Origin of the sequence: Sphingosinicella terrae (assembly GCF_003347635.1) — a bacterium.
GTDB lineage: Bacteria > Pseudomonadota > Alphaproteobacteria > Sphingomonadales > Sphingomonadaceae > Allosphingosinicella > Allosphingosinicella terrae.
Map to the genome: position 1 here is coordinate 120,891 of NZ_QDFY01000006.1, position 17,774 is coordinate 138,664.

Consider the following 17,774-nt stretch of genomic DNA (forward strand, 5'->3'; position numbering starts at 1 on the left):
TTGCCGTCCATGGGTCACGTCATCCTGCTCGGCGATTCGATCTTCGACAATGCGCGCTACGTGCCCGGCGGCCCCGACGTCGTCCGCCAGCTCCGCGCCGCCTTGCCCGCCGGCTGGCAGGCGAGCCTGCTCGCGGTGGACGGCGCGGTCGTCGCCGACGTCGCGCGGCAGATCGGCCGCATCCCGGCGGACGCCACCCATCTCGTCGTCAGCGCCGGCGGCAACGATGCCCTCGGCGCGTCTCACCTGCTCGGGGCGCGCGCCGCCACCGTCGCCGAGGCGGTCGGGCTGCTGGCGGAGGCGCAGCAGGCCTTTGCCGCCGCCTATGGGCGAATGATCGCAGACCTCGCCGCAACCGGCCTGCCCATTGCCGCCTGCACCATCTACGATACCCCGCGCTCGGCGCCCGACCACCGGATCATCCGCACGGCCCTGTCGATCTTTAACGACGTCATCACCCGCAGCGCCTTCGCCCGCAGCGCCGGGCTCGTCGACCTTCGCCTGATCTGCGACCAGGACGAGGATTACGCCAATTCAATCGAGCCCTCCGCCCGAGGCGGAGCCAAGATCGCCACCGCCATCGCCCGCCTGGTCGGCGGAACGGGTGGCAGCGCGGTCATAGCCTGAGGCCTTCGAAGCGCGTTGGCGCGAGGCTTCGCCAGTCCAAGCAGGCTGACTTGCCATTCTCTACCGATCGAGTAGAGTAGCTTGAGAGAATAGAAGAAGGGGAGGCTTCGATGCGTCGTCCGATCGTTCTTGCCATGGTCCTGCTTGCCGCCGGCTGCGGCCGCCCCGAACCGAGCAGCGAAGCGCCGCGCGAGCAGATGCAGACCTTCGACGTCGCCGAAGACGCTTCGCCGGCGACCGCGCCTGGCGCGGCCTCGCGCGAGGCGGGGCCCGATGTCGGCCCCACCGCGGCGCCCGGCGTCGCCTTCAACTATCGCTACGCCTTCCGCCTGCCGGCCGAGCAGATCGCAACCGTGCAGGAGCAGCATGCGCGGGCCTGTGAAAGCCTCGGGCTGTCGCGCTGCCGCATCACCGGGATGCGCTACCGAGTCATCAACGAGCGCGACGTCGAGGCGATGCTCGCCTTCAAGCTCGACCCGGCGATCGCCCGCCAATTCGGTCAGCAGGGCGTGGCCGCCGTCACCGAGAAGGACGGGATGCTCGTCGAGAGCGAGATCACCGGCACCGACGTGGGGACGACGATCCGCACCGCCGGCCGCAACATTGCCGAGATGAATGCGGAGCTGAGCCGGCTGGAGGCCGAGCTCGCCCGCGGCGGCAAGTCGACGAGCGAGCGCCAACAGCTCGAATATCAGGCGCAGCAGCTGCGCCAGTCGATCCGTGCCCAGCAGGCGACGCGCGAGGAGCAGCAAGACGCGCTCGCCAACACGCCTATGGTGTTCAATTACGGATCGGGCGACCTCGTCCCGGGATATCAGGAACCGTCCTTCCGCGACGCCGCCCGCCGCGCATGGGACAATTTCCTCCAAGGCCTGCTCGTCCTGTTCGTGATCGTCGTCACCTTACTGCCCTGGGCGCTGCTGGCGGGGTTGATCTGGTGGGCGGCGCTGGCGATCCGACGCCGCCTCCGCCGGCGGTCGGCGGCGACCGGAGAGCCCGACCGCAATCCGGACGAAGTCAGTCCGCCGACGGCGGCGTGAACACCTCGGGCCGTTCCAACGCGCGGAATTCGCCGAGTTCGCGCATCATCCATTCGCGGAAGGCGACGACCTTGGGCTGCGACCTCTTATACTCGGGATAGACCATCCAGTAACAGCCATGCGTGTCGCAGATGTCAGGGAAGATTTCGACGAGGCGGCCGCTCTGCAGCTCATTGCGCCAGAAGATCGGCGTCAGCAGCACCACGCCGGCACCGGCCAAGGCGGCATTGCCCTCCATCACCTGGGTATCGAAGCGGATACCGGTCGGCCGCTCCTGCGCCTGGTGCTCGACGCCCGCGTGCGCGAACCAGCTGCACCACCAATCGTCGTCGGCGCTTACCCGCGGCGCGTTCAACAGATCGGCCGGTTGCTCGATTCGCAGCCTGTCCCGGACCTGCGGCGTGCAGATCGGCGTGGAGTGGACGCGGAACAGGAAATGGCGACGCAGGCCCGGCCATTCGCTTTTTCCCCTGACGAAGCGGATGCCGATATCGACTTCCTCCCGCGCGAAATCGACGAGCCGATTATCGGTGCTGAGCCGCACCGCGAGGTCGGGATGCTCCAGCTGGAACCCGCCCAGCCGCGCCGCGAGCCAGTTGGCCGCCATCGAATGGGTGGCGCTGACCCCGAGGACGCCGCCATCCTCGGCCAACGCGCTCGAAAAGGCGTCGGCGATGCTGTCCAGGCCGGTGGAGACGAGGGGGGCCGCCCGTCTGCCGGCGTCGGTCAGCGTCACCCGACCCTTGCTGCGCGTGAACAGCGGCATGCCAAGCCGTTCTTCCAACAAGCGAATCTGATAGCTGACCGCCGCTTGGGTCATGCCGAGCTCGGCCGCGGCCGAGGTGAAATTCTGGTGGCGGGCGGCGGATTCGAAGACCCGGACGGCACTGAGGGGCGGCAGTCGGCGCATGGCTGAAGCATAAGCGGCCCTTATGGCCCGTGTCGAGACTTTCGTTGGCGCTGCCGGCCGCTGCGAGCCAATTGAGGAGCATCCAGTCTCCAGTGGAAAGGATCGAACGATGCGAGACGAAATGGACGGCCGCCTCTGGGTGGATCATCATGACGACTTCTCGGAAGCCGTCGACCGGGCGATGTCGGCGCTGCGCGCCGGTTTCGGGCGATTGGCGCTGTGGGACGGCAGCAGCCATCAGCTCATGGCGCTGGTGGCCGCCTTCGCCGTCACCGCCCTCACCTTCAACACGACTTCGGCCTGAGGAGAGAGACGATGGTCAAGCGACTGAAGCAATGGCTGGAGGACATCCACTTCGCTTTCGCCGAGCTGAACAAGATCCAGTTCGCGGCGCCGTGGCGCAGGCCCAGCCGCCGATGCTGAAAGCCGGGATCGATCCCGCCTCCGTACCGACATCGCATAGCTGCGGCTGACCGGCGCAAGAGCGTCGTTGCTCAGCCGCAGCGCGATGCTTTCCCCGGCCGCTTCGACGCCGATGACGGCGCTTCGGCTGATCCGCCAGCCGCGATGATCATGCAGCCCGTCGAAACCGACCACCCCCGCGCCCATCCCTTGCCCTGATCCGCTCTGGCGCCGCAAGTCGGGCTGGGCCAAGGGCGGATCATGACCCGCTTCCGCGCCGCACTTGCGTTCCTCCTCGCCGCCGCGCTAGCCGCCTGTGTCGTGAACGAAGTCGCTGTCGAACCACCGACCGGCCCGGATGGGCTGATGGCATGGCCGGACCTGCTCGAACGCCCGCGGCCGGAGCCGGATCATAGCTTCTCCTATGGCGGGGATCCGCTTCAGGTCGCCGACCTGTGGGTGCCCGCCGGAGCCGGTCCGCACCCGGTCGTGCTGATGGTCCATGGCGGCTGCTGGCAGAGCGACATCGCCGATCGCACGATCATGAACTGGATTGCCGATGATCTGAAGCGGCGCGGCCTGGCGGTGTGGAACATCGACTATCGCGGCGTCGACCGCGACGGCGGCGGCTATCCCGGCACCTTCCAGGACGTCGCGGCGGCCGCCGACGCGCTCCGCCCACGGGCCGCTGTGCACCGCCTCGACCTCGGCCGGATCGTTGCGGTCGGCCATTCGGCCGGCGGCCACCTCGCCCTGTGGCTGGCGGCAAGGCCGAGGCTCCCTGCAGGCTCGCCTCTCCGCGGCGGCGAGACGCTGCCGATCCGGCGGGTGATCAGCCTGGGCGGTCTTCCCGATCTCGAGGAGGCGGCGCGTCCACCCGGCAGCGGCTGCGGCACCGACATTATCGCGCGCCTGACCGGCGGCCGCTTCGACGACACTTCGGTGCCGCGCCTGGCGCCGCTCGGCGTCGACCAGGTGCTGATCAACGGCCTCCAGGACCGGATCATCCCGACCTCTTATGCCGAAGGCTATGCCGCGCCGATGCGCGCCGCCGGCGACGACGTGCGCGTCCGGATGATCGACCGCACCGGCCATGTCGAGCTGGTCGCTCCCGAAACCGCCGCCTGGGCCGCTGCCGTCGAGGAAATCGAAAGGGTCTTGCGCTGATGGGGCTCACCCGCGCCGAAGCCGTCGCCGCCGACGCCGCCGATCCGCTTCGCTCGTTGCGCGAGCGTTTCCTGCTTCCGGAAGGGATCATCTATCTCGACGGCAATTCGCTGGGGCCGCTGCCCCGGGCGGCGCCGCCGCGCCAGCAGGAAGTGATCGCCGAGCAATGGGGCAAGTCGCTGATTCGCAGCTGGAACGAGCATGGCTGGATCGACGCGCCGCAGCGGCTCGGCGCGCGGATCGCGCCCTTGATCGGGGCGCGGCCCCATGAGGTGATCGTCACCGACTCGACGTCGGTCAACCTGTTCAAGCTGCTGGTCGCCGCAGCCCGCCTGTCGGACCGGCCCGCCTTGCTCTCCGAGGCGGGCAATTTCCACACCGACCTCCATATCGCGAGCGGCGTTGCCGATCTGATGGGCCTGCGTCTCGACATTGCGCCGCGGCAGGAGGTGGAGTCGCGGATCGGTGCCGACACCAACCTGCTCCTGCTCACCCACGTCCATTACAAGACCAGCGAACGCTTCGACATGGCGGGGGTGACCCGCCGGGCCAGGGCCGCCGGCGCGCTCACGGTCTGGGACCTCAGCCACAGCGTAGGCGCGGTGCCGCTCCACCTCAACGAGACCGGCGCCGAGCTCGCCGTCGGTTGCGGATACAAATATCTGAACGGCAGCCCGGGCGCGCCCGCCTTCCTCTATGTCGCCGAGCACCTTCAGGAACAGCTGGTGTCGCCGCTTCGCGGCTGGATGGGCCATGCCGCGCCGTTCGACTTCACCGACGATTACCGCCCGGCGCGCGGGATCGACCGCTTCCTCGCCGGGACCCCGCCGATCCTCGGCCTCGCCGCCCTCGAGGCGGGGATCGGCGCCTTCGAAGGCGTGTCGATGGAGCGGCTTTGGACGAAGTCGATCGCCCTGTTCGACGTCTTCTACGGACTGGTCGAGGCCCGCTGCCCCGAGCTCGACTGCATCAGCCCGCGCGGGCCGGACCAGCGCGGCAGCCACATCTCGTTCCGCCATCCTCACGCCTTCGAGATCTGCCAGGCCTTGATCGAGGACGGCGTCATCGGCGACTTCCGCGCACCGGACGTGATCCGCTTCGGCCTCACCCCGCTCTATCTCGGCTTCGAGGAGATCTGGGAGGCGGTCGACCGGATGAGCCGGATCCTCGACGGCGGGCGATGGCGCGAGCCGCGATTCGCCGTCCGGTCGAAGGTCACCTGAGCCGCGCCACGGGCGCGGACGACGAGAATTTGCGCGGCCGGACCCCTTCGAGTATAGGCCACGCCTCCGCCCCGCCCGCGCGTTGCCGAGCCGACGCCGCGCCGGGGCGCGCCTGTTTATAGCCCGGGAGGCCCATTTCCATGTCGCGCCGCCGCATGATCTACGAAGGCAAGGCCAAGATCCTCTACGAGGGTCCGGAGCCGGGCACGCTCATCCAGTATTTCAAGGATGACGCCACCGCCTTCAACGCCCAGAAGAGGGGCACGATCTCCGGCAAGGGCGTGCTCAACAACCGCATCTCCGAGCACATCTTCACCCTGCTCGGGACGATCGGCATTCCGACTCACTTCCTGCGCCGGCTCAACATGCGCGAGCAGCTCATCCGCCAGGTCGAGATCGTGCCGATCGAGGTGGTGGTGCGCAACGTCGCCGCCGGATCGCTGTCGACTCGGCTCGGCATCGAGGAAGGCACCCAGCTGCCCCGCACGATCATCGAATATTATTACAAGGACGACGCCCTCGGCGACCCGATGATCGCGGACGAGCATATCGCCTGCTTCGGCTGGGCCAGCCAGGAGGAGATGAACGACATCGCCGACATGGCGATCCGCATCAACGACTTCCTGTGCGGCCTGTTCGCCGGGATCGGAGTAAGGTTGGTCGACTTCAAGCTCGAATTCGGCCGGCTCTGGGAGAACGAATATAGTCGGGTCATCCTCGCCGACGAGATCAGCCCGGACGGCTGCCGCCTGTGGGACATGAGCTCCGGCGAGAAGCTCGACAAGGATCGATTCCGCCGCGACCTGGGCGGCGAGGCCGAGGCCTATCAGGAGGTCGCTCGTCGGCTCGGGCTGCTCAAGGAAGGCGAGGCCAATATGGTCCTCGACCTCGACAGCCACCGCAAGATGCGCGGCAAATAGGACCTTCGAGCCTGGCGGCGGCGCGCTAGGCGCCCTTGCCGCCGCCGCCGAGATCGCCCGTGTCGGCGGGCGTTCCGCTGCCGACTTTTGCCCGGCCGGCGCCCGCACCGATTGCTTCGCCGCCGGAGATGCGTCCGTCACGGGCGGCGGCAAGCTTGCCCTTGCCCATGGCGTCGCCGGAATCGCCCGATCCCGGGACCGCCGGGTCCTTCTCCCGATCGGTCGTGCCGCCGGACGGGTCGCCGGCACCGGCGAGGGTGCCGCCGCCGCTGGAGCCACCTTCGCCGCCAAGGGCGTCCTTTTCGCGGCGCTGCAGCTCGGCACCGTTGAGGCCGCCGCCGCTCGCACCGCCCTCGGGGCCTCGCGCCGCATCCTTCGCGTCGTCAGCCATGAGCTTCGTCCTTCGTCCGCCTTCCCTGGGCATCCGGATCGCGGCTGCTGCCGGAATTGTGCCGCTGACCGCCGACGCCGATCTCGTCGCGGGTCTCGGCACCGGCGGGGGCCCGATCGCCGCCGACCGGATCGATGCCTTGCGCCAGCGGTCCGTCCTGAGGGCCGCGTTCCTCGTGCCGGTCCTTTCCTTCCAAGCGCTTGTCCATCTCGCCTCTCCTTCACCGCGCCCAACGGACGGACGCCGGGTTCGGCTCCATCTCCGGCAGGTCGCGGCAGACCCGGCGGCGGAACAGGCAGGCGCGAAGCTCGTTGGCCGGACGACGGGAATTCCACGATGAAGGAGGTTCTCGGATGGGCGCCGCCGGCCTCGGCCTTTTCGACACCACGCTTCGAACGGCCAGGATCTGGCTCGACGAAGTGGCGGACCGCACCGGGGACGATCGGGACGCCGCCTGGGAGGCGCTGACGGCCGTCCTCCACGAGATCCGCGATTGCCTCCCGCTAGAGATTGCGGTCCATCTCGGCGCACAGCTGCCGCTGCTGGTGCGCGGCGCCTATTATGATCGGTTCGATCCGATGAGACGGCCGGCCGCCTGCGACCGCCCGGACCGATTCCTCGCGGCGGTCGGCGAACGGCTCGCCGGCGCCGGATCGATGGATGCCGGGGAGGCCGTCGCCGCCGTGTTCGCGCTGCTCGACCGTCACCTCGGCGAGGGTCAGCTCGCCCGGATCCGCTCCGCACTTCCCAAGGGGCTGTGCATCGCCTGGGACGGCGCCGATGCCCGGCTCCTCGCCGAAGCCGGAGCCTGACGGCCGGAATTGGCCGCGGGCGAGGCAAGCAGATTTTCGGTCGGGATTTCCGTGCCTTCCGGCCGCGTTTCTGCTATGCGGGTCCCGGGGGCCAAGGAAGGAGACTCGTCATGTCTCAGCAACCGCGCCCGCTGCTCGATCAGGAGCAGGCGATCGACCACACGCATCGGCTGATCTCGTCCCGGCGTGTGGAAGGCACGCCGGTCTACAATCGCGCGGAACAGCGTCTGGGCTCGATCCATGCGGTGATGATCGACAAGAAGGATGGCCGCGTCGCTTATGCGGTGCTGTCGTTCGGCGGCTTTTTCGGCGTGGGCGAGCGAGTCCACCCGGTGCCGTGGGGAGTGCTCAATTACGATGTCGGCCTCGACGCCTACGTGGTCGACCTCACCCGCGAGCAGCTCGAGAGGGCGCCCAGCCTGCGGCTCGACGAAGCCGACCGGCCGCAGTCCCAGGATTACGAGGAGATCCAGGGTTATTATTCGAAAATGCCCTGGTGGGGGCTTTAGGCCGGATTGCGGTCTGATGGCATCAGATCATCCGGCCTAGGGCCTTGATAAGTCGCGATTTCCGAGTCGCCGGATGCCTCTATCCGACTGGAAATCGCTTTGGCCTCCCGCCTTCACCGGCACGTCAGGGCGATTCGATGACGATCTCGGTCCGGAGCGAGTTGGCGATGAAGCAGCGCTCGTGCGCCTCCTCGTGCAGCCGGGCCAGCCGTTCCGGGTCGGGGCCCTCGCCGGCAAATTCGATGCTGGGCCGAAGCACGATCCGCGACAGCGCCATCCGCCCGGGTCCGATCCGGCCCATCACCCCTTCCGCCTCGTCCGCATAGCGCACCACGTCGAACCCGGCCTGGCGGGCAAGGTCGAGGAACCAGAGCATATGGCAGGAGGCGACGGAGGCGACGAGCGCCTCCTCCGGATCCACCCCGGCGGGATCCGACATCGGTTCCGGCACCACGTGAGGCGAGGAGGAAGCGGCGATCTCGGCGCCGCCGTCGAAGCGCCAGACGTGGCGGCGGCTGTAGCGGCCCGCTAAGAATGCGCCGTCCGACTGCCAGTCGACATGAGCGACGTGCCGGCTCACGCTCAGCCCGCCGCGGCGTGGCCGGAGGAGGCGAAGAGGCCTGGCGCGACGTGGATCGTGCTCGCCTTTGCCGGCTCGGCCGGAAGCGCGATCAGGGTATCGCTGCCCGCGGAGAGCGCTTCGCGACGGGCGAGGCGGCCGTCGATGCGGGCCCCGGCGGCGATGCTGATCGTCTCGTAGGCGATGTCGCCGGAAACGCAGCCGGTCGCCTCGACGACGACGTTGCGGGCGTTCACCGTTCCCTGGACCTGGCCCGCGATCCTGGCTTCATCGGCGACGATGTCGCCGGCAATCAGTCCGTCCGCACCCTGGAAGAGGTGTCCGCAGCGGACGCCGCCGTCGATTCGCCCGTCGACGTGAAGCTGCGCGCTGGTCGAGACGTCGCCGCTGATCACCACTTCCGTCCCGACGAACGAGAGGCCGGGGGCGCCGGATCGAGGCGGCCGGGAGGCCCCTTTGGCATGGGACGACTTACGTGAAAACATGGGCGACCTCCTCCCTCCGGGGAGGACTATCGCCCCGCCCCTGCGGGAGATCAAGCCGCGGCGCAAGCCGTGGCCTCTTGCGCCCGTGGGCGTCAGTCCTCGTCGGGCTCGATGGGGCTCACGCCGCCCGGCGGACGGTCATGCCCGCTCGCCCGGGTCGTCTCGACGCCGCCCATGCCGCCGGGATCGCCGGCATCCGGCGGATTGGGCAGCGAGGCGCCCGCGCCCTCGCCGCTCCTCCGGCCGCTTTGCGCCGGGGCGCCGCCGGTGCCGGATACCCGGTCGGCTCCGTGCTTGCCGATCGCCGCGTCCGTCGAGCCGTCGCCGCCGGCGAGGCTGTCGGAATCCCGCTCGCGTTCCGCCACCGATCCGGCGGGGCCTTCCGGACGGGTGTCGGGCTGGCCGGTGCCGCCAGTGCCGCCAGTGCCGCCAGTGCCGCCAGTCGGGCTGCCGATCGCGCGCTTGCTGTCATCCGCTGCCATTCATCGTCTCCCATCGTCTCGAAACGGCCAACGCGAGGCGCGGACTGGCGTTCCTGCTGAGAGAGATTGAGGAGGGCGGGGAAACGGAAATGGGGGCTGGCGTTGCCGCCAGCCCCCACTGTCCCGTCGCGGGTGAGGCCAGGCCTGGGAGGCGAGGCTGTCCGCTTGGGCGGTTTCGAGGCCGTTGCCGAGCCGGGGGCTCGTTACCGTCCTCCGGGGTCCGTCGCGACTTGCGCCGCTGGGTTTCCCCGCCGGCTCCCCGTCAGGACCGGTGGCCCTGGCGGTTCGCCGATCGGCGGAATGGAACCGGGATTCCCGTCCTGTCTGCCCTGCCCTCGGCCGAAACCGGGAACCTGGCCGACAGGGCGCCTCGAACCGAAGCCCGAAGATCCGCCTAGCCGTCGCGGACCTAAGTCCACGATGGCATTTCGCAGCTCCCGGGCAAGGCCCGGTCCTGCCCGATTTCGATCGGCCGAGGCCTCTCTCCACCGGTGGCAGCGCGCCGACTTTCGTCCCGCTTCTGCCGGACGGACGCTTCGGCCGAAGCCGAAATTTCCGCCTGCTTGGCCGGATCCCCGAAGGGTCCCGAACCTGGGCGCTTCACGAAGCCTGCCGCTTTCGCATCCGCCAAAGGGCAAGCCCGTTGCTTCCGCATGGCGGCGGCTTCGTCAGCCGCCCCGCCTCCGCTTCGCGGACATCCGTCTGGTGGGACCGGATCGCCGCTTGTCTCGGGCTGCGGCCGGGGCTTTCGATCGTTGCCTTTCGATCGCCTCGGCCACGGATCGAAGCTCTCATGAAAACCGAGTCGCACCAAGGGGATTCTGGCTGTGGATAACGAGGATAGCGGGCATAAGTGCGCGCCTCCGGAACGAGCTCGAGGCCGTTCGCGGCAAAGCGGGACGCCCGCCAAGGCGCGGCTTGCGGGGACGGCCCCTCCCGCATAAAGGGGCGCCATTCATCTTGTGGCTCGGCCGTCGCGGCCGCGCGTCTGCGGAGGTTCTTGGCGGCATGGACGATCGCTTCAACACGATTGCGGGCTGGGTTTTGGGGGGCGGCATCGTGCTGCTCGGCGCCAGCCTCGTCACGGGCGAGTATTTCAAGGCCGAGCGTCCCGAGACCATGGGCTTTCCGATCGCCGGCGTCGTCGAGGAAGGCGCCGGCGAAGAGGATGCCGAGCCGCCGATCGCCGCCTTGCTGCAGAATGCCGATCTCGCCGCTGGCGAGGCCCAGTTCCGCAAGTGCAGCACCTGTCACACGATCAATCCGGGCGGCGCGACCGGGCTTGGCCCGAACCTGCACGGGATCATGGGCGCCAATGTCGGCCATGCCGCCGGCTTCGCCTATTCGGACGCGCTGCTGAGCAAGGGCGGCACCTGGACCTGGGAGACGATGAGCGAGTGGCTCCGCTCGCCGCGCAACTATGCGCCGGGCACCAAGATGACCTTCGCCGGCCTCAGCGATCCGCAGGATCGCGCCAACCTGATCGCCTGGATGAACGCCCAGGGCAGCAATCTGCCGCTGCCGCCGCCGCCGGCCGCCGGCGCGGAGGAGCCCGCCGCCGAGGCGGCGGCCGAGGCTTCCGACCAGGTGGTGAACGGCCTTGCCCCTGACACGCCGGTGGCGGCGGAGGGCAATGCGGTGACGACGGCCGGTCCGGCCGCACCGGAAGGCGAATAAGCCCTCTCTCCTCCGTTTCACGCGCCGCGGAACAAGGACAGGTCGATCGCGTCGACCGCGGCGGCCATGTCAGAAAATCGCTTCGCGAGGACTCGGTCGGCGCGGCGCAGGTCCGTCCGGAGGTCGCCCTTCAGTTCATGCCCGAAGGTAGCGACGAGGCCCTCCTGGGCCGAAAGCGCCGACGAGCCATTGAAGGTCGCATCAGGAATTCGAGCTCTTCCTCGTCGACCGGCAATCGGGGGGCGGAAGAGCGAGAGCATGGCGAAATCTAGCCGGGACGAGCGGGCGCGAAAGCGCCGTCCGGGCGGTGCCTGCCCTCTCAGTCGGGGCAGTCCAGGCCGTGATCGGTACCGGCATAGTGTCGGCAGACGCACGCCCAGGCTTCCTCGGCCGTCTCGCAATATTGAAACAGGTCGAGGTCGTTGGGCGCGATCACGCCTTCGTCGACGAGCGCCTGGAAATCGACCACCCGCTCCCAGAACTCGCGGCCGAAGAACAGGATCGGCAGCGGCTTGATCTTCTTGGTCTGGATCAGGGTCAGCAGCTCGAAGGATTCGTCGAATGTGCCGAATCCGCCGGGGAACACCGCCACCGCCCGCGCACGCAGCAGGAAGTGCATCTTGCGAAGCGCGAAATAGTGGAATCGGAAGCTCAGATCCGGGGTGACATAGTCGTTCGGCAGCTGCTCGTGCGGCAGGATGATGTTGAGTCCGATCGATTCGCGCCCCTCGTCGGCGGCGCCGCGATTGGCCGCCTCCATGATCGACGGGCCACCCCCGGAGCAGACGACGAACTGTCGGCGTCCGTCGGCGTCGGGCTCGACGCGGCTGGCCAGCCGGGCGAGCTTGCGGGCCTCGTCATAGTAACGGGACTTGTCGCGCAGCCGCTCGGCGATCCGGCGCTGATGGTCGGTCGAGGCGGCCTCGACCAGCGCGTCCGCCTTGGCCCGCTCCGGAATTCTCGCCGATCCGTAGAAGACGAAGGTGGAGGCGATCCTGGCTTCCTCGAGCAGCAGTTCCGGCTTGAGCAGCTCGAGCTGGAAACGGACCGGCCGCAGATCCTCGCGCAGCAGGAAGTCGAGGTCCTGGAAGGCCAGCCGATAGGCCGGGCTGACGGTCTGCGGGCTCTCGGTCTGCTGGGCAGCGGTCTCCGCCTCCTCGCGGGCGGGGTGGAAGACGCGCTTGTGGGGGACGGGATCGGTCATCGGGGCGCCTTAATGTGCCGGCCCGCTAGCGGCAATAAGGACCCCGGCCCATGTCGAAATGGAGATGGTTGTAGTGATAGGCGTCCGAATCCGGGCCGAGGCCGATGTTGAACTGGCGGCAACCGCCCTGGTGGATCTGGCGGAGGAACCGCCGGACGCGGTCCGCGTCGCCATTCCACCCTTCCTGGACGGTGATGCGCCGCCCGTCGGCAAGCTGGAAGGCGGCGACGTCGACGGCATTGGCATAAGCATGCTCGCTCAGCCGCGCGCCCGGGCGGCTGTTGACGCTGCGGCAGGCATAGGTGCCGAACGTCTCGATCCGGCGCACCGGCGATCCGAGCCACTGGCTCGCCGCGGGCTGCACCACCTCGCGTGTCCAGCGCGCGAACTGGCGCGCGAGCGGGCAGGTCATCGCGCCCAGATTGGTGACGGGCGTGCCGATCTCGAGCAGCTGGACCGCGCCCAAAGCGGAGCATCCGCCCTCGAACCGGCGATCCTCGAGCACCCGGAAGCCGACCCCGTCGCGGGCGAGCTCGATATGGCATTGGAGCGGGGCCTGGGCGGAGGGCTGGGCTGGCCCGGGCCGCGGCGCCGGCGGCGCCCGCCGGTCGCCACGCGGTATGCAGGCCGCCAGCAGGAGCAGCAGCGCCCCCAATAATATCCCCCGTAGCACCCGGCGACTGAATCGCCGGATGGGCGGCGGGTCAACGGAACCGAGTCGAAGCGTGTCCGAGCTGCGATGAACGACCGGCGATTCGCCTCATCTCCTTAGTCTGTCGGCATTTTCAGTTCCCGGTTGACAGGCGGCGCCCGGACTCTAGGTTCCGCGACGGGCCACGCCGTCCCAACGCGGCGCGTGCTCTCTGCGAGGAGAGTTGACAGTGACGATCACCAAGCCGGACGTGCGCCCCGCACGTCCTTATTTTTCATCCGGGCCCTGCGCGAAGCCGCCGGGCTGGACCCCTTCCAAGCTCGCCACCGGTTCGCTCGGGCGCTCGCACCGCTCCAAGCTCGGCAAGGCGCGCCTCGCCCATGCCATCGATCTCACCCGGCACGTGCTCAAGGTTCCCGCCGGGCACCGCATCGGCATCGTCCCCGCGTCCGATACCGGCGCGGTAGAGATGGCATTGTGGAGCCTTCTCGGCGCCAAGCCGGTGACGATGCTGGCCTGGGAGAGCTTCGGCGAAGGCTGGGTTACGGACGTCGCCAAGCAGCTCAGGCTCGACGCGACCATCCTGCGCGCGCCTTATGGCGAGCTTCCCGATCTTGCGACCGTCGACTGGGGCGGCGACGCCGTCTTCACCTGGAACGGCACGACCTCGGGCGTGCGAGTGCCGGACGGCGACTGGATTCCCGACGACCGCGAAGGGCTCGCCATCTGCGACGCGACCTCGGCGGCGTTCGCTATGGACCTTCCCTGGGACAAGCTCGATGTCGTCACCTTCAGCTGGCAGAAGGTGCTCGGCGGCGAGGGCGGCCACGGCGTCCTGATCCTGTCGCCGCGCGCTGTCGAGCGGCTGGAGAGCTACAGCCCGGCCTGGCCGCTGCCCAAGATCTTCCGGATGACGAAGGGCGGCAAGCTGATCGAGGGCATCTTCAAGGGCGAGACGATCAACACGCCTTCGATGCTCGCGGTCGAAGACTATATCTACGCGCTCGAATGGGCGGAGCTGCAGGGCGGCCTCGCCGCGCTCGTCGGCCGCGCCGACGCCAATGCCGCGGCGCTCGATGCCTGGGTGTCGCGGACCGACTGGATCGACCACCTCGCCGTCGATCCGGCCAGCCGGACCAATACCAGCGTCTGCCTCCGCTTCTCCGAGGCGGCGGCGGGATCGCTCGATGCCGACGGGCAGCAGGCGCTGGTCAAGAAGATGGCCACCTTGCTCGAGGCGGAGGAGGCCGCCTACGACATCGCCGGCTATCGCGACGCACCGCCCGGCATCCGCATCTGGTGTGGCGCCACGGTCGACACCGTCGACATCGAGGCGCTCGGGCCGTGGCTCGACTGGGCCTACCGGACCGCGCGCACCGCCGCCTGACCGCCGTGACGCCGGTCGCCGGGCCGGCGGCCGAACATTTCTCCCTGAATCCAGACTGGGTCCCGGCGCGGCCGGGACGACCTGAGGAACCCAGACCATGCCCAAAGTCCTGATCTCCGATAAGATGGATCCGAAAGCCGCCGAGGTCTTCCGCGCCAGCGGGGTCGAAGTGGACGAGAGGCCCGGCCTCTCCAAGGACGAGCTCAAGGCCATCATCGGCGACTATGACGGCCTCGCCATCCGCTCGGCGACCAAGGTCACGCCCGACCTGATCGAGGCGGCGACCCGGCTCAAGGTGATCGGCCGCGCCGGCATCGGCGTCGACAATGTCGACATCCCCTCGGCGACCGCCCGCGGCATCGTCGTCATGAACACCCCGTTCGGCAACTCGATCACCACCGCCGAGCATGCCGTCGCCCTGATGTTCGCGCTCGCCCGCGAGCTTCCCGCCGCCGATTTGTCCACCCAGGCCGGCAAATGGGAGAAGAACCGCTTCATGGGCGTCGAGCTCACCAGCAAGACGCTGGGCCTGATCGGCTGCGGCAATATCGGCTCGATCGTCGCCGACCGCGCGCTCGGGCTGAAGATGAAGGTGATCGCCTACGATCCCTTCCTCACGCCGGAGCGGGCGGTCGACCTCGGCGTCGAGAAGGTCGACCTCGACGATCTTCTCGCTCGCGCCGACTTCATCACCCTCCACACGCCGCTCACCGACCAGACGCGCCACATCCTGTCGCGCGAGAATCTGGCGAAGACCAAGAAGGGCGTGCGAATCATCAACTGCGCCCGGGGCGGCCTGATCGACGAGGCGGCACTCAAGGAAGCGCTCGAAAGCGGCCATGTCGCCGGCGCGGCGCTGGACGTGTTCGTCGAGGAGCCGGCCAAGGACAATGCGCTGTTCGGCGTGCCGGGGCTGGTGGCGACGCCGCATCTCGGCGCCTCGACGACCGAGGCCCAGGTCAATGTCGCGATCCAGGTCGCCGAGCAGATGGCCGACTTCCTCGTCCGCGGCGGCGTCACCAACGCGCTCAACATGCCGTCGCTGTCCGCGGAGGAAGCGCCGAAGCTGCGGCCCTATATGGACCTGGCCGACCAGCTCGGCTCGCTCGTCGGGCAGGTCGAGGGCCGCCGCATCGCCGGGGTCTCGGTCGAGGTCGAAGGCGCCGCCGCCGCGCTCAACCAGAAGCCGATCACCGCCGCCGTGCTCGCGGGCCTGATGCGCGTCTATTCCGATACGGTGAACATGGTGAACGCGCCTTTCCTCGCGCGCGAGCGGGGCCTGGACGTGCGCGAGGTGCGTCACGACCGCGAAGGCGATTACCACACTTTGCTCAGGGTGACCGTCATGACGCCCGACGGCGATCGATCGGTGGCCGGGACCCTGTTCGGCAATTCGGCGCCACGGCTCGTCGACATGTTCGGCGTCGCCATCGAGGCCGATCTCGGCGGCGAGATGATCTACATCGTCAACGAGGACAAACCGGGCTTCATCGGCCGGCTCGGCTCGACCCTGGGCGCGGCCGGCGTCAATATCGCGACATTCCATCTCGGACGGCGCGAGGCCGGCGGCGAGGCGGTCGCGCTCGTCGCGGTCGACGGCCATGTCGACGAGGGACTGGTCAAGGAGCTGGCGGCGCTGCCCAGCGTCAAGCGGGTCAAGCCGCTGCGTTTCTAGAGTCTGTCCTGGCCGGCTTGTGCTAAGCAGGCCGGGCGCCTGACGCCCTCCATGCCGGGAGGGCGTCACGGCCGAACGCCGGCAGGCCGGCGGCGGAATCTGCGGCAGGGCTGCAACTTCGCCGAAGGCCGCGAATTCCTGCCGGCGCACGGAAAGGAATTCGCATGCGGCTGATGATGCTCCTGCTCGCCTTGCTCGCCGCGACGCCCGCTGCAGCGCAGCAGCCGGAGTGGCGGACGGCACCGGAATATGACGTGCTGCTCGCGCCGTTCGACATCGCGCCGGATCCGATCCGGATTCCCGCCAACCGGCCGGTCAAGCTGCGCTTCGTCAACCAGGGGCAGGCGACCTACAGCTTCTCGGCGCGGGATCTGTTCGGCGCTGCCCGGATCCGGCCTCGGGATGCCGATTTCGTCGGTCCCGACGGGCATTTTCGGCTCGGGCCGGGCGAGCGTCGGACGATCGCCCTGGTCGTACCGCCGGGTCGCTATCGTGCCCGGAGCGCCAACCTCCTCCATCGCCTGCTCGGCATGACCGGAACGATCGTCGCCGAGTGACCGCTTGAAACCCCTCGCGTGTATTACTAATATAATACACAAGGAGACACTGACATGGCCGACAAGGTGAAGATTCCCAAGCGAGTCGCCGGAATCAAGGTGCCGAAGAAGGTACGCAAGAAGGCGAAGAAGGCGCTCAAGGCCACGGCCAATCCGGTCGTCCGCGAGTTTGCCGCGGCGGCGGTCGGCGCCGCCACCCAGGCCCGGGTCGATCGTTGGGCGGGTCGTGCCGCCCGCCCCGGCGCACCGCCGCGCAAGGTCGTCGGCGTCGACCCCGAGCGGCTGGTCGAAGCGGTGAGGGACGCTGCCATCGACGGGTTCAGACGGTTTCTCGAAGGCTTCGAGGAGGGTCTTCGCAACGCCGCCGGCGGCGACGAGAAGCACCGCGACGAGGAGGAAGTCGGCGACGCGGCGCGGGAGCGCCGGCACGCCGGCCCCGACGCGGGCTCGCCGCGGCCGGACGGGGACGAGGGCGATGAAAGGCCCGACGCGAAGGCATCCCGGCCTACCCGCCCCGGAGCCGGCGATGCCGTCGAGCAGGCGGACGGCTGAACGAACCTCTCGGCGGGTCCCGCCGGAGAGTCGCTATTGAGCGGGCAGCCGCTGCCGGGTGATCGGCCCGCCGCGAAGCTGTCCGCGGATTGCGCCGGCGGGAAAAGCGGCGTTGTGGACGTTCACGTAGAAGAGGTGCGACTGGAGGACCAGCTCCTGCGCGAGCGCGGGATCGACCGTCGCGCAGCCCTCGCTGTGTCCGGACGCGTCGGGCGTCGTAAGCGGCACGACCGGCGGGCCGGCGACGCCCGGAGCGCCGCGATGGATATGCGCGGCCGTCGCCGCATCGATCTGGCGCGCATAGAGGTTCCAGCACAATTGGTTCTGGGCGGCGTCAACCCGGATCTCGGCCGTGCCCGTGCCGTCGGCATCGCCGGGGCCGGGCACCTCCTGAATGCCGGTGAGCGTCACGTTCAGGGTAGCCCGCGTCGGCTGTCCGCCTCCGGTGGCGCAGCCGGCCGTCACGATCAGGGCGCTCGCCGCCGCCAATAGAGTCCGCATTCTTGTCCCTCCTTTTCCGGC

General features: G+C 69.0%; 23 protein-coding genes. 13 read left to right on the top strand and 10 right to left on the bottom strand.

Annotated features, from left to right (window positions below; genetic code table 11):
* The first annotated feature begins 9 nt into the window (after positions 1–9).
* Positions 10–627, top strand: coding sequence for a GDSL-type esterase/lipase family protein (locus DDE10_RS13825; RefSeq protein WP_114953362.1), 618 nt, complete (start codon positions 10–12; stop codon positions 625–627).
* A 110-nt stretch (positions 628–737) separates the two neighbouring features.
* Positions 738–1,667 (top strand): DUF4349 domain-containing protein, encoded by a 930-nt coding sequence (locus DDE10_RS13830; RefSeq protein WP_114953363.1) that lies wholly within the window; start codon positions 738–740, stop codon positions 1,665–1,667.
* Here DDE10_RS13830 and DDE10_RS13835 read toward each other — a convergent pair.
* Positions 1,645–2,577 (bottom strand): LysR substrate-binding domain-containing protein, encoded by a 933-nt coding sequence (locus DDE10_RS13835; RefSeq protein ID WP_114953364.1) that lies wholly within the window; start codon positions 2,575–2,577, stop codon positions 1,645–1,647. The genes DDE10_RS13830 and DDE10_RS13835 overlap by 23 nt on opposite strands.
* 109 nt (positions 2,578–2,686) lie before the next feature.
* Between DDE10_RS13835 and DDE10_RS13840 the strand changes: the two genes are divergently transcribed.
* From DDE10_RS13840 to purC, 4 genes are all read left to right on the top strand, one after another.
* Positions 2,687–2,881, top strand: coding sequence for a hypothetical protein (locus DDE10_RS13840; RefSeq protein ID WP_162806615.1), 195 nt, complete (start codon positions 2,687–2,689; stop codon positions 2,879–2,881).
* A gap of 359 nt (positions 2,882–3,240) precedes the next feature.
* A complete protein-coding gene (locus DDE10_RS13845; protein WP_114953366.1) occupies positions 3,241–4,146 on the top strand; it encodes an alpha/beta hydrolase family protein in 906 nt (301 codons plus the stop codon).
* The gene (gene kynU / locus DDE10_RS13850; protein ID WP_114953367.1) at positions 4,146–5,369 is read left to right on the top strand and encodes a kynureninase; all 1,224 of its coding nucleotides are present in this window, start codon (positions 4,146–4,148) and stop codon (positions 5,367–5,369) included. The genes DDE10_RS13845 and kynU overlap by 1 nt, the downstream gene beginning before the upstream one ends.
* A gap of 140 nt (positions 5,370–5,509) precedes the next feature.
* Entirely contained in the window at positions 5,510–6,289 is a 780-nt protein-coding gene (gene purC / locus DDE10_RS13855) for a phosphoribosylaminoimidazolesuccinocarboxamide synthase (protein WP_114953368.1), read from the top strand.
* A 25-nt stretch (positions 6,290–6,314) separates the two neighbouring features.
* On the opposite strand, the gene DDE10_RS13860 is transcribed toward purC, so the two are convergent.
* Together DDE10_RS13860 and DDE10_RS13865 are read right to left on the bottom strand one after the other, a co-directional pair.
* Positions 6,315–6,680 carry a hypothetical protein gene (locus DDE10_RS13860; protein ID WP_114953369.1) on the bottom strand — a complete coding sequence of 122 codons (366 nt, stop codon included), beginning with the start codon at positions 6,678–6,680 and terminating at the stop codon, positions 6,315–6,317.
* Complete coding sequence (locus tag DDE10_RS13865; protein WP_114953370.1) at positions 6,673–6,888, bottom strand: hypothetical protein; 216 nt, start codon at positions 6,886–6,888, stop codon at positions 6,673–6,675. Before DDE10_RS13865 ends, DDE10_RS13860 begins: the two co-directional genes overlap by 8 nt.
* 145 nt (positions 6,889–7,033) lie before the next feature.
* Between DDE10_RS13865 and DDE10_RS13870 the strand changes: the two genes are divergently transcribed.
* The gene (locus DDE10_RS13870; protein ID WP_114953371.1) at positions 7,034–7,492 is read left to right on the top strand and encodes a DUF2267 domain-containing protein; all 459 of its coding nucleotides are present in this window, start codon (positions 7,034–7,036) and stop codon (positions 7,490–7,492) included.
* A gap of 110 nt (positions 7,493–7,602) precedes the next feature.
* On the top strand, positions 7,603–8,001 hold the full coding sequence (locus DDE10_RS13875) for a PRC-barrel domain-containing protein (RefSeq protein ID WP_114953372.1): 399 nt from the start codon (positions 7,603–7,605) through the stop codon (positions 7,999–8,001).
* Positions 8,002–8,125: 124 nt separating this feature from the next.
* Here the strand turns inward: DDE10_RS13875 and DDE10_RS13880 are convergent, their stop codons facing one another.
* From DDE10_RS13880 to DDE10_RS13890, 3 genes are all read right to left on the bottom strand, one after another.
* On the bottom strand, positions 8,126–8,581 hold the full coding sequence (locus tag DDE10_RS13880; RefSeq protein WP_114953373.1) for an OsmC family protein: 456 nt from the start codon (positions 8,579–8,581) through the stop codon (positions 8,126–8,128).
* Between the two features lie 2 nt (positions 8,582–8,583).
* Complete coding sequence (locus DDE10_RS13885) at positions 8,584–9,066, bottom strand: bactofilin family protein (protein WP_114953374.1); 483 nt, start codon at positions 9,064–9,066, stop codon at positions 8,584–8,586.
* A gap of 92 nt (positions 9,067–9,158) precedes the next feature.
* Positions 9,159–9,548, bottom strand: coding sequence for a hypothetical protein (locus DDE10_RS13890; RefSeq protein ID WP_114953375.1), 390 nt, complete (start codon positions 9,546–9,548; stop codon positions 9,159–9,161).
* Positions 9,549–10,556: 1,008 nt separating this feature from the next.
* Here DDE10_RS13890 and DDE10_RS13895 point away from each other — a divergent pair.
* Positions 10,557–11,225 (top strand): c-type cytochrome, encoded by a 669-nt coding sequence (locus tag DDE10_RS13895; protein ID WP_114953376.1) that lies wholly within the window; start codon positions 10,557–10,559, stop codon positions 11,223–11,225.
* A gap of 17 nt (positions 11,226–11,242) precedes the next feature.
* On the opposite strand, the gene DDE10_RS13900 is transcribed toward DDE10_RS13895, so the two are convergent.
* The 3 genes from DDE10_RS13900 to DDE10_RS13910 are packed head-to-tail and all read right to left on the bottom strand — an operon-like array spanning position 11,243 to position 13,084.
* Complete coding sequence (locus DDE10_RS13900; protein ID WP_114953377.1) at positions 11,243–11,485, bottom strand: hypothetical protein; 243 nt, start codon at positions 11,483–11,485, stop codon at positions 11,243–11,245.
* A 59-nt stretch (positions 11,486–11,544) separates the two neighbouring features.
* On the bottom strand, positions 11,545–12,429 hold the full coding sequence (locus tag DDE10_RS13905; protein WP_114953378.1) for an LOG family protein: 885 nt from the start codon (positions 12,427–12,429) through the stop codon (positions 11,545–11,547).
* Positions 12,430–12,454: 25 nt separating this feature from the next.
* Positions 12,455–13,084 carry an extensin family protein gene (locus DDE10_RS13910; protein WP_284734662.1) on the bottom strand — a complete coding sequence of 210 codons (630 nt, stop codon included), beginning with the start codon at positions 13,082–13,084 and terminating at the stop codon, positions 12,455–12,457.
* Positions 13,085–13,310: 226 nt separating this feature from the next.
* Here DDE10_RS13910 and DDE10_RS13915 point away from each other — a divergent pair, with 226 nt between their 5' ends.
* The 4 genes from DDE10_RS13915 (at position 13,311) to DDE10_RS13930 (ending at position 17,252) form a co-directional block, all read left to right on the top strand.
* The gene (locus DDE10_RS13915; protein WP_432653732.1) at positions 13,311–14,468 is read left to right on the top strand and encodes a phosphoserine transaminase; all 1,158 of its coding nucleotides are present in this window, start codon (positions 13,311–13,313) and stop codon (positions 14,466–14,468) included.
* A 97-nt stretch (positions 14,469–14,565) separates the two neighbouring features.
* Positions 14,566–16,143: a phosphoglycerate dehydrogenase gene (gene serA / locus DDE10_RS13920; RefSeq protein ID WP_114953381.1), complete on the top strand. Its 1,578-nt coding sequence runs from the start codon at positions 14,566–14,568 to the stop codon at positions 16,141–16,143.
* 164 nt (positions 16,144–16,307) lie between these two features.
* Positions 16,308–16,700: a cupredoxin domain-containing protein gene (locus tag DDE10_RS13925; RefSeq protein ID WP_114953382.1), complete on the top strand. Its 393-nt coding sequence runs from the start codon at positions 16,308–16,310 to the stop codon at positions 16,698–16,700.
* A gap of 54 nt (positions 16,701–16,754) precedes the next feature.
* The gene (locus DDE10_RS13930; protein ID WP_114953383.1) at positions 16,755–17,252 is read left to right on the top strand and encodes a hypothetical protein; all 498 of its coding nucleotides are present in this window, start codon (positions 16,755–16,757) and stop codon (positions 17,250–17,252) included.
* A 33-nt stretch (positions 17,253–17,285) separates the two neighbouring features.
* On the opposite strand, the gene DDE10_RS13935 is transcribed toward DDE10_RS13930, so the two are convergent.
* Positions 17,286–17,753, bottom strand: a complete 468-nt coding sequence (locus tag DDE10_RS13935) for a CHRD domain-containing protein (RefSeq protein WP_114953384.1) — start codon at positions 17,751–17,753, stop codon at positions 17,286–17,288.
* Between the last annotated feature and the right edge of the window lie 21 nt (positions 17,754–17,774).

What these genes read in the sequence shown, in the direction of transcription:
- purC (WP_114953368.1), top strand. Translation starts at nt 5,510, where the DNA reads ATGTCGCGCCGCCGCATGATCTACGAAGGCAAGGCCAAGATCCTCTAC.
- DDE10_RS13895 (WP_114953376.1), top strand. Translation starts at nt 10,557, where the DNA reads ATGGACGATCGCTTCAACACGATTGCGGGCTGGGTTTTGGGGGGCGGC.
- DDE10_RS13865 (WP_114953370.1), bottom strand. Translation starts at nt 6,888, where the DNA reads ATGGACAAGCGCTTGGAAGGAAAGGACCGGCACGAGGAACGCGGCCCT.
- DDE10_RS13905 (WP_114953378.1), bottom strand. Translation starts at nt 12,429, where the DNA reads ATGACCGATCCCGTCCCCCACAAGCGCGTCTTCCACCCCGCCCGCGAG.
- DDE10_RS13925 (WP_114953382.1), top strand. Translation starts at nt 16,308, where the DNA reads ATGCGGCTGATGATGCTCCTGCTCGCCTTGCTCGCCGCGACGCCCGCT.
- DDE10_RS13890 (WP_114953375.1), bottom strand. Translation starts at nt 9,548, where the DNA reads ATGGCAGCGGATGACAGCAAGCGCGCGATCGGCAGCCCGACTGGCGGC.
- serA (WP_114953381.1), top strand. Translation starts at nt 14,566, where the DNA reads ATGCCCAAAGTCCTGATCTCCGATAAGATGGATCCGAAAGCCGCCGAG.
- DDE10_RS13840 (WP_162806615.1), top strand. Translation starts at nt 2,687, where the DNA reads ATGCGAGACGAAATGGACGGCCGCCTCTGGGTGGATCATCATGACGAC.
- DDE10_RS13835 (WP_114953364.1), bottom strand. Translation starts at nt 2,577, where the DNA reads ATGCGCCGACTGCCGCCCCTCAGTGCCGTCCGGGTCTTCGAATCCGCC.
- DDE10_RS13900 (WP_114953377.1), bottom strand. Translation starts at nt 11,485, where the DNA reads ATGCTCTCGCTCTTCCGCCCCCCGATTGCCGGTCGACGAGGAAGAGCT.
- DDE10_RS13935 (WP_114953384.1), bottom strand. Translation starts at nt 17,753, where the DNA reads ATGCGGACTCTATTGGCGGCGGCGAGCGCCCTGATCGTGACGGCCGGC.
- kynU (WP_114953367.1), top strand. Translation starts at nt 4,146, where the DNA reads ATGGGGCTCACCCGCGCCGAAGCCGTCGCCGCCGACGCCGCCGATCCG.
- DDE10_RS13825 (WP_114953362.1), top strand. Translation starts at nt 10, where the DNA reads ATGGGTCACGTCATCCTGCTCGGCGATTCGATCTTCGACAATGCGCGC.
- DDE10_RS13930 (WP_114953383.1), top strand. Translation starts at nt 16,755, where the DNA reads ATGGCCGACAAGGTGAAGATTCCCAAGCGAGTCGCCGGAATCAAGGTG.
- DDE10_RS13885 (WP_114953374.1), bottom strand. Translation starts at nt 9,066, where the DNA reads ATGTTTTCACGTAAGTCGTCCCATGCCAAAGGGGCCTCCCGGCCGCCT.
- DDE10_RS13870 (WP_114953371.1), top strand. Translation starts at nt 7,034, where the DNA reads ATGGGCGCCGCCGGCCTCGGCCTTTTCGACACCACGCTTCGAACGGCC.
- DDE10_RS13875 (WP_114953372.1), top strand. Translation starts at nt 7,603, where the DNA reads ATGTCTCAGCAACCGCGCCCGCTGCTCGATCAGGAGCAGGCGATCGAC.
- DDE10_RS13845 (WP_114953366.1), top strand. Translation starts at nt 3,241, where the DNA reads ATGACCCGCTTCCGCGCCGCACTTGCGTTCCTCCTCGCCGCCGCGCTA.
- DDE10_RS13860 (WP_114953369.1), bottom strand. Translation starts at nt 6,680, where the DNA reads ATGGCTGACGACGCGAAGGATGCGGCGCGAGGCCCCGAGGGCGGTGCG.
- DDE10_RS13830 (WP_114953363.1), top strand. Translation starts at nt 738, where the DNA reads ATGCGTCGTCCGATCGTTCTTGCCATGGTCCTGCTTGCCGCCGGCTGC.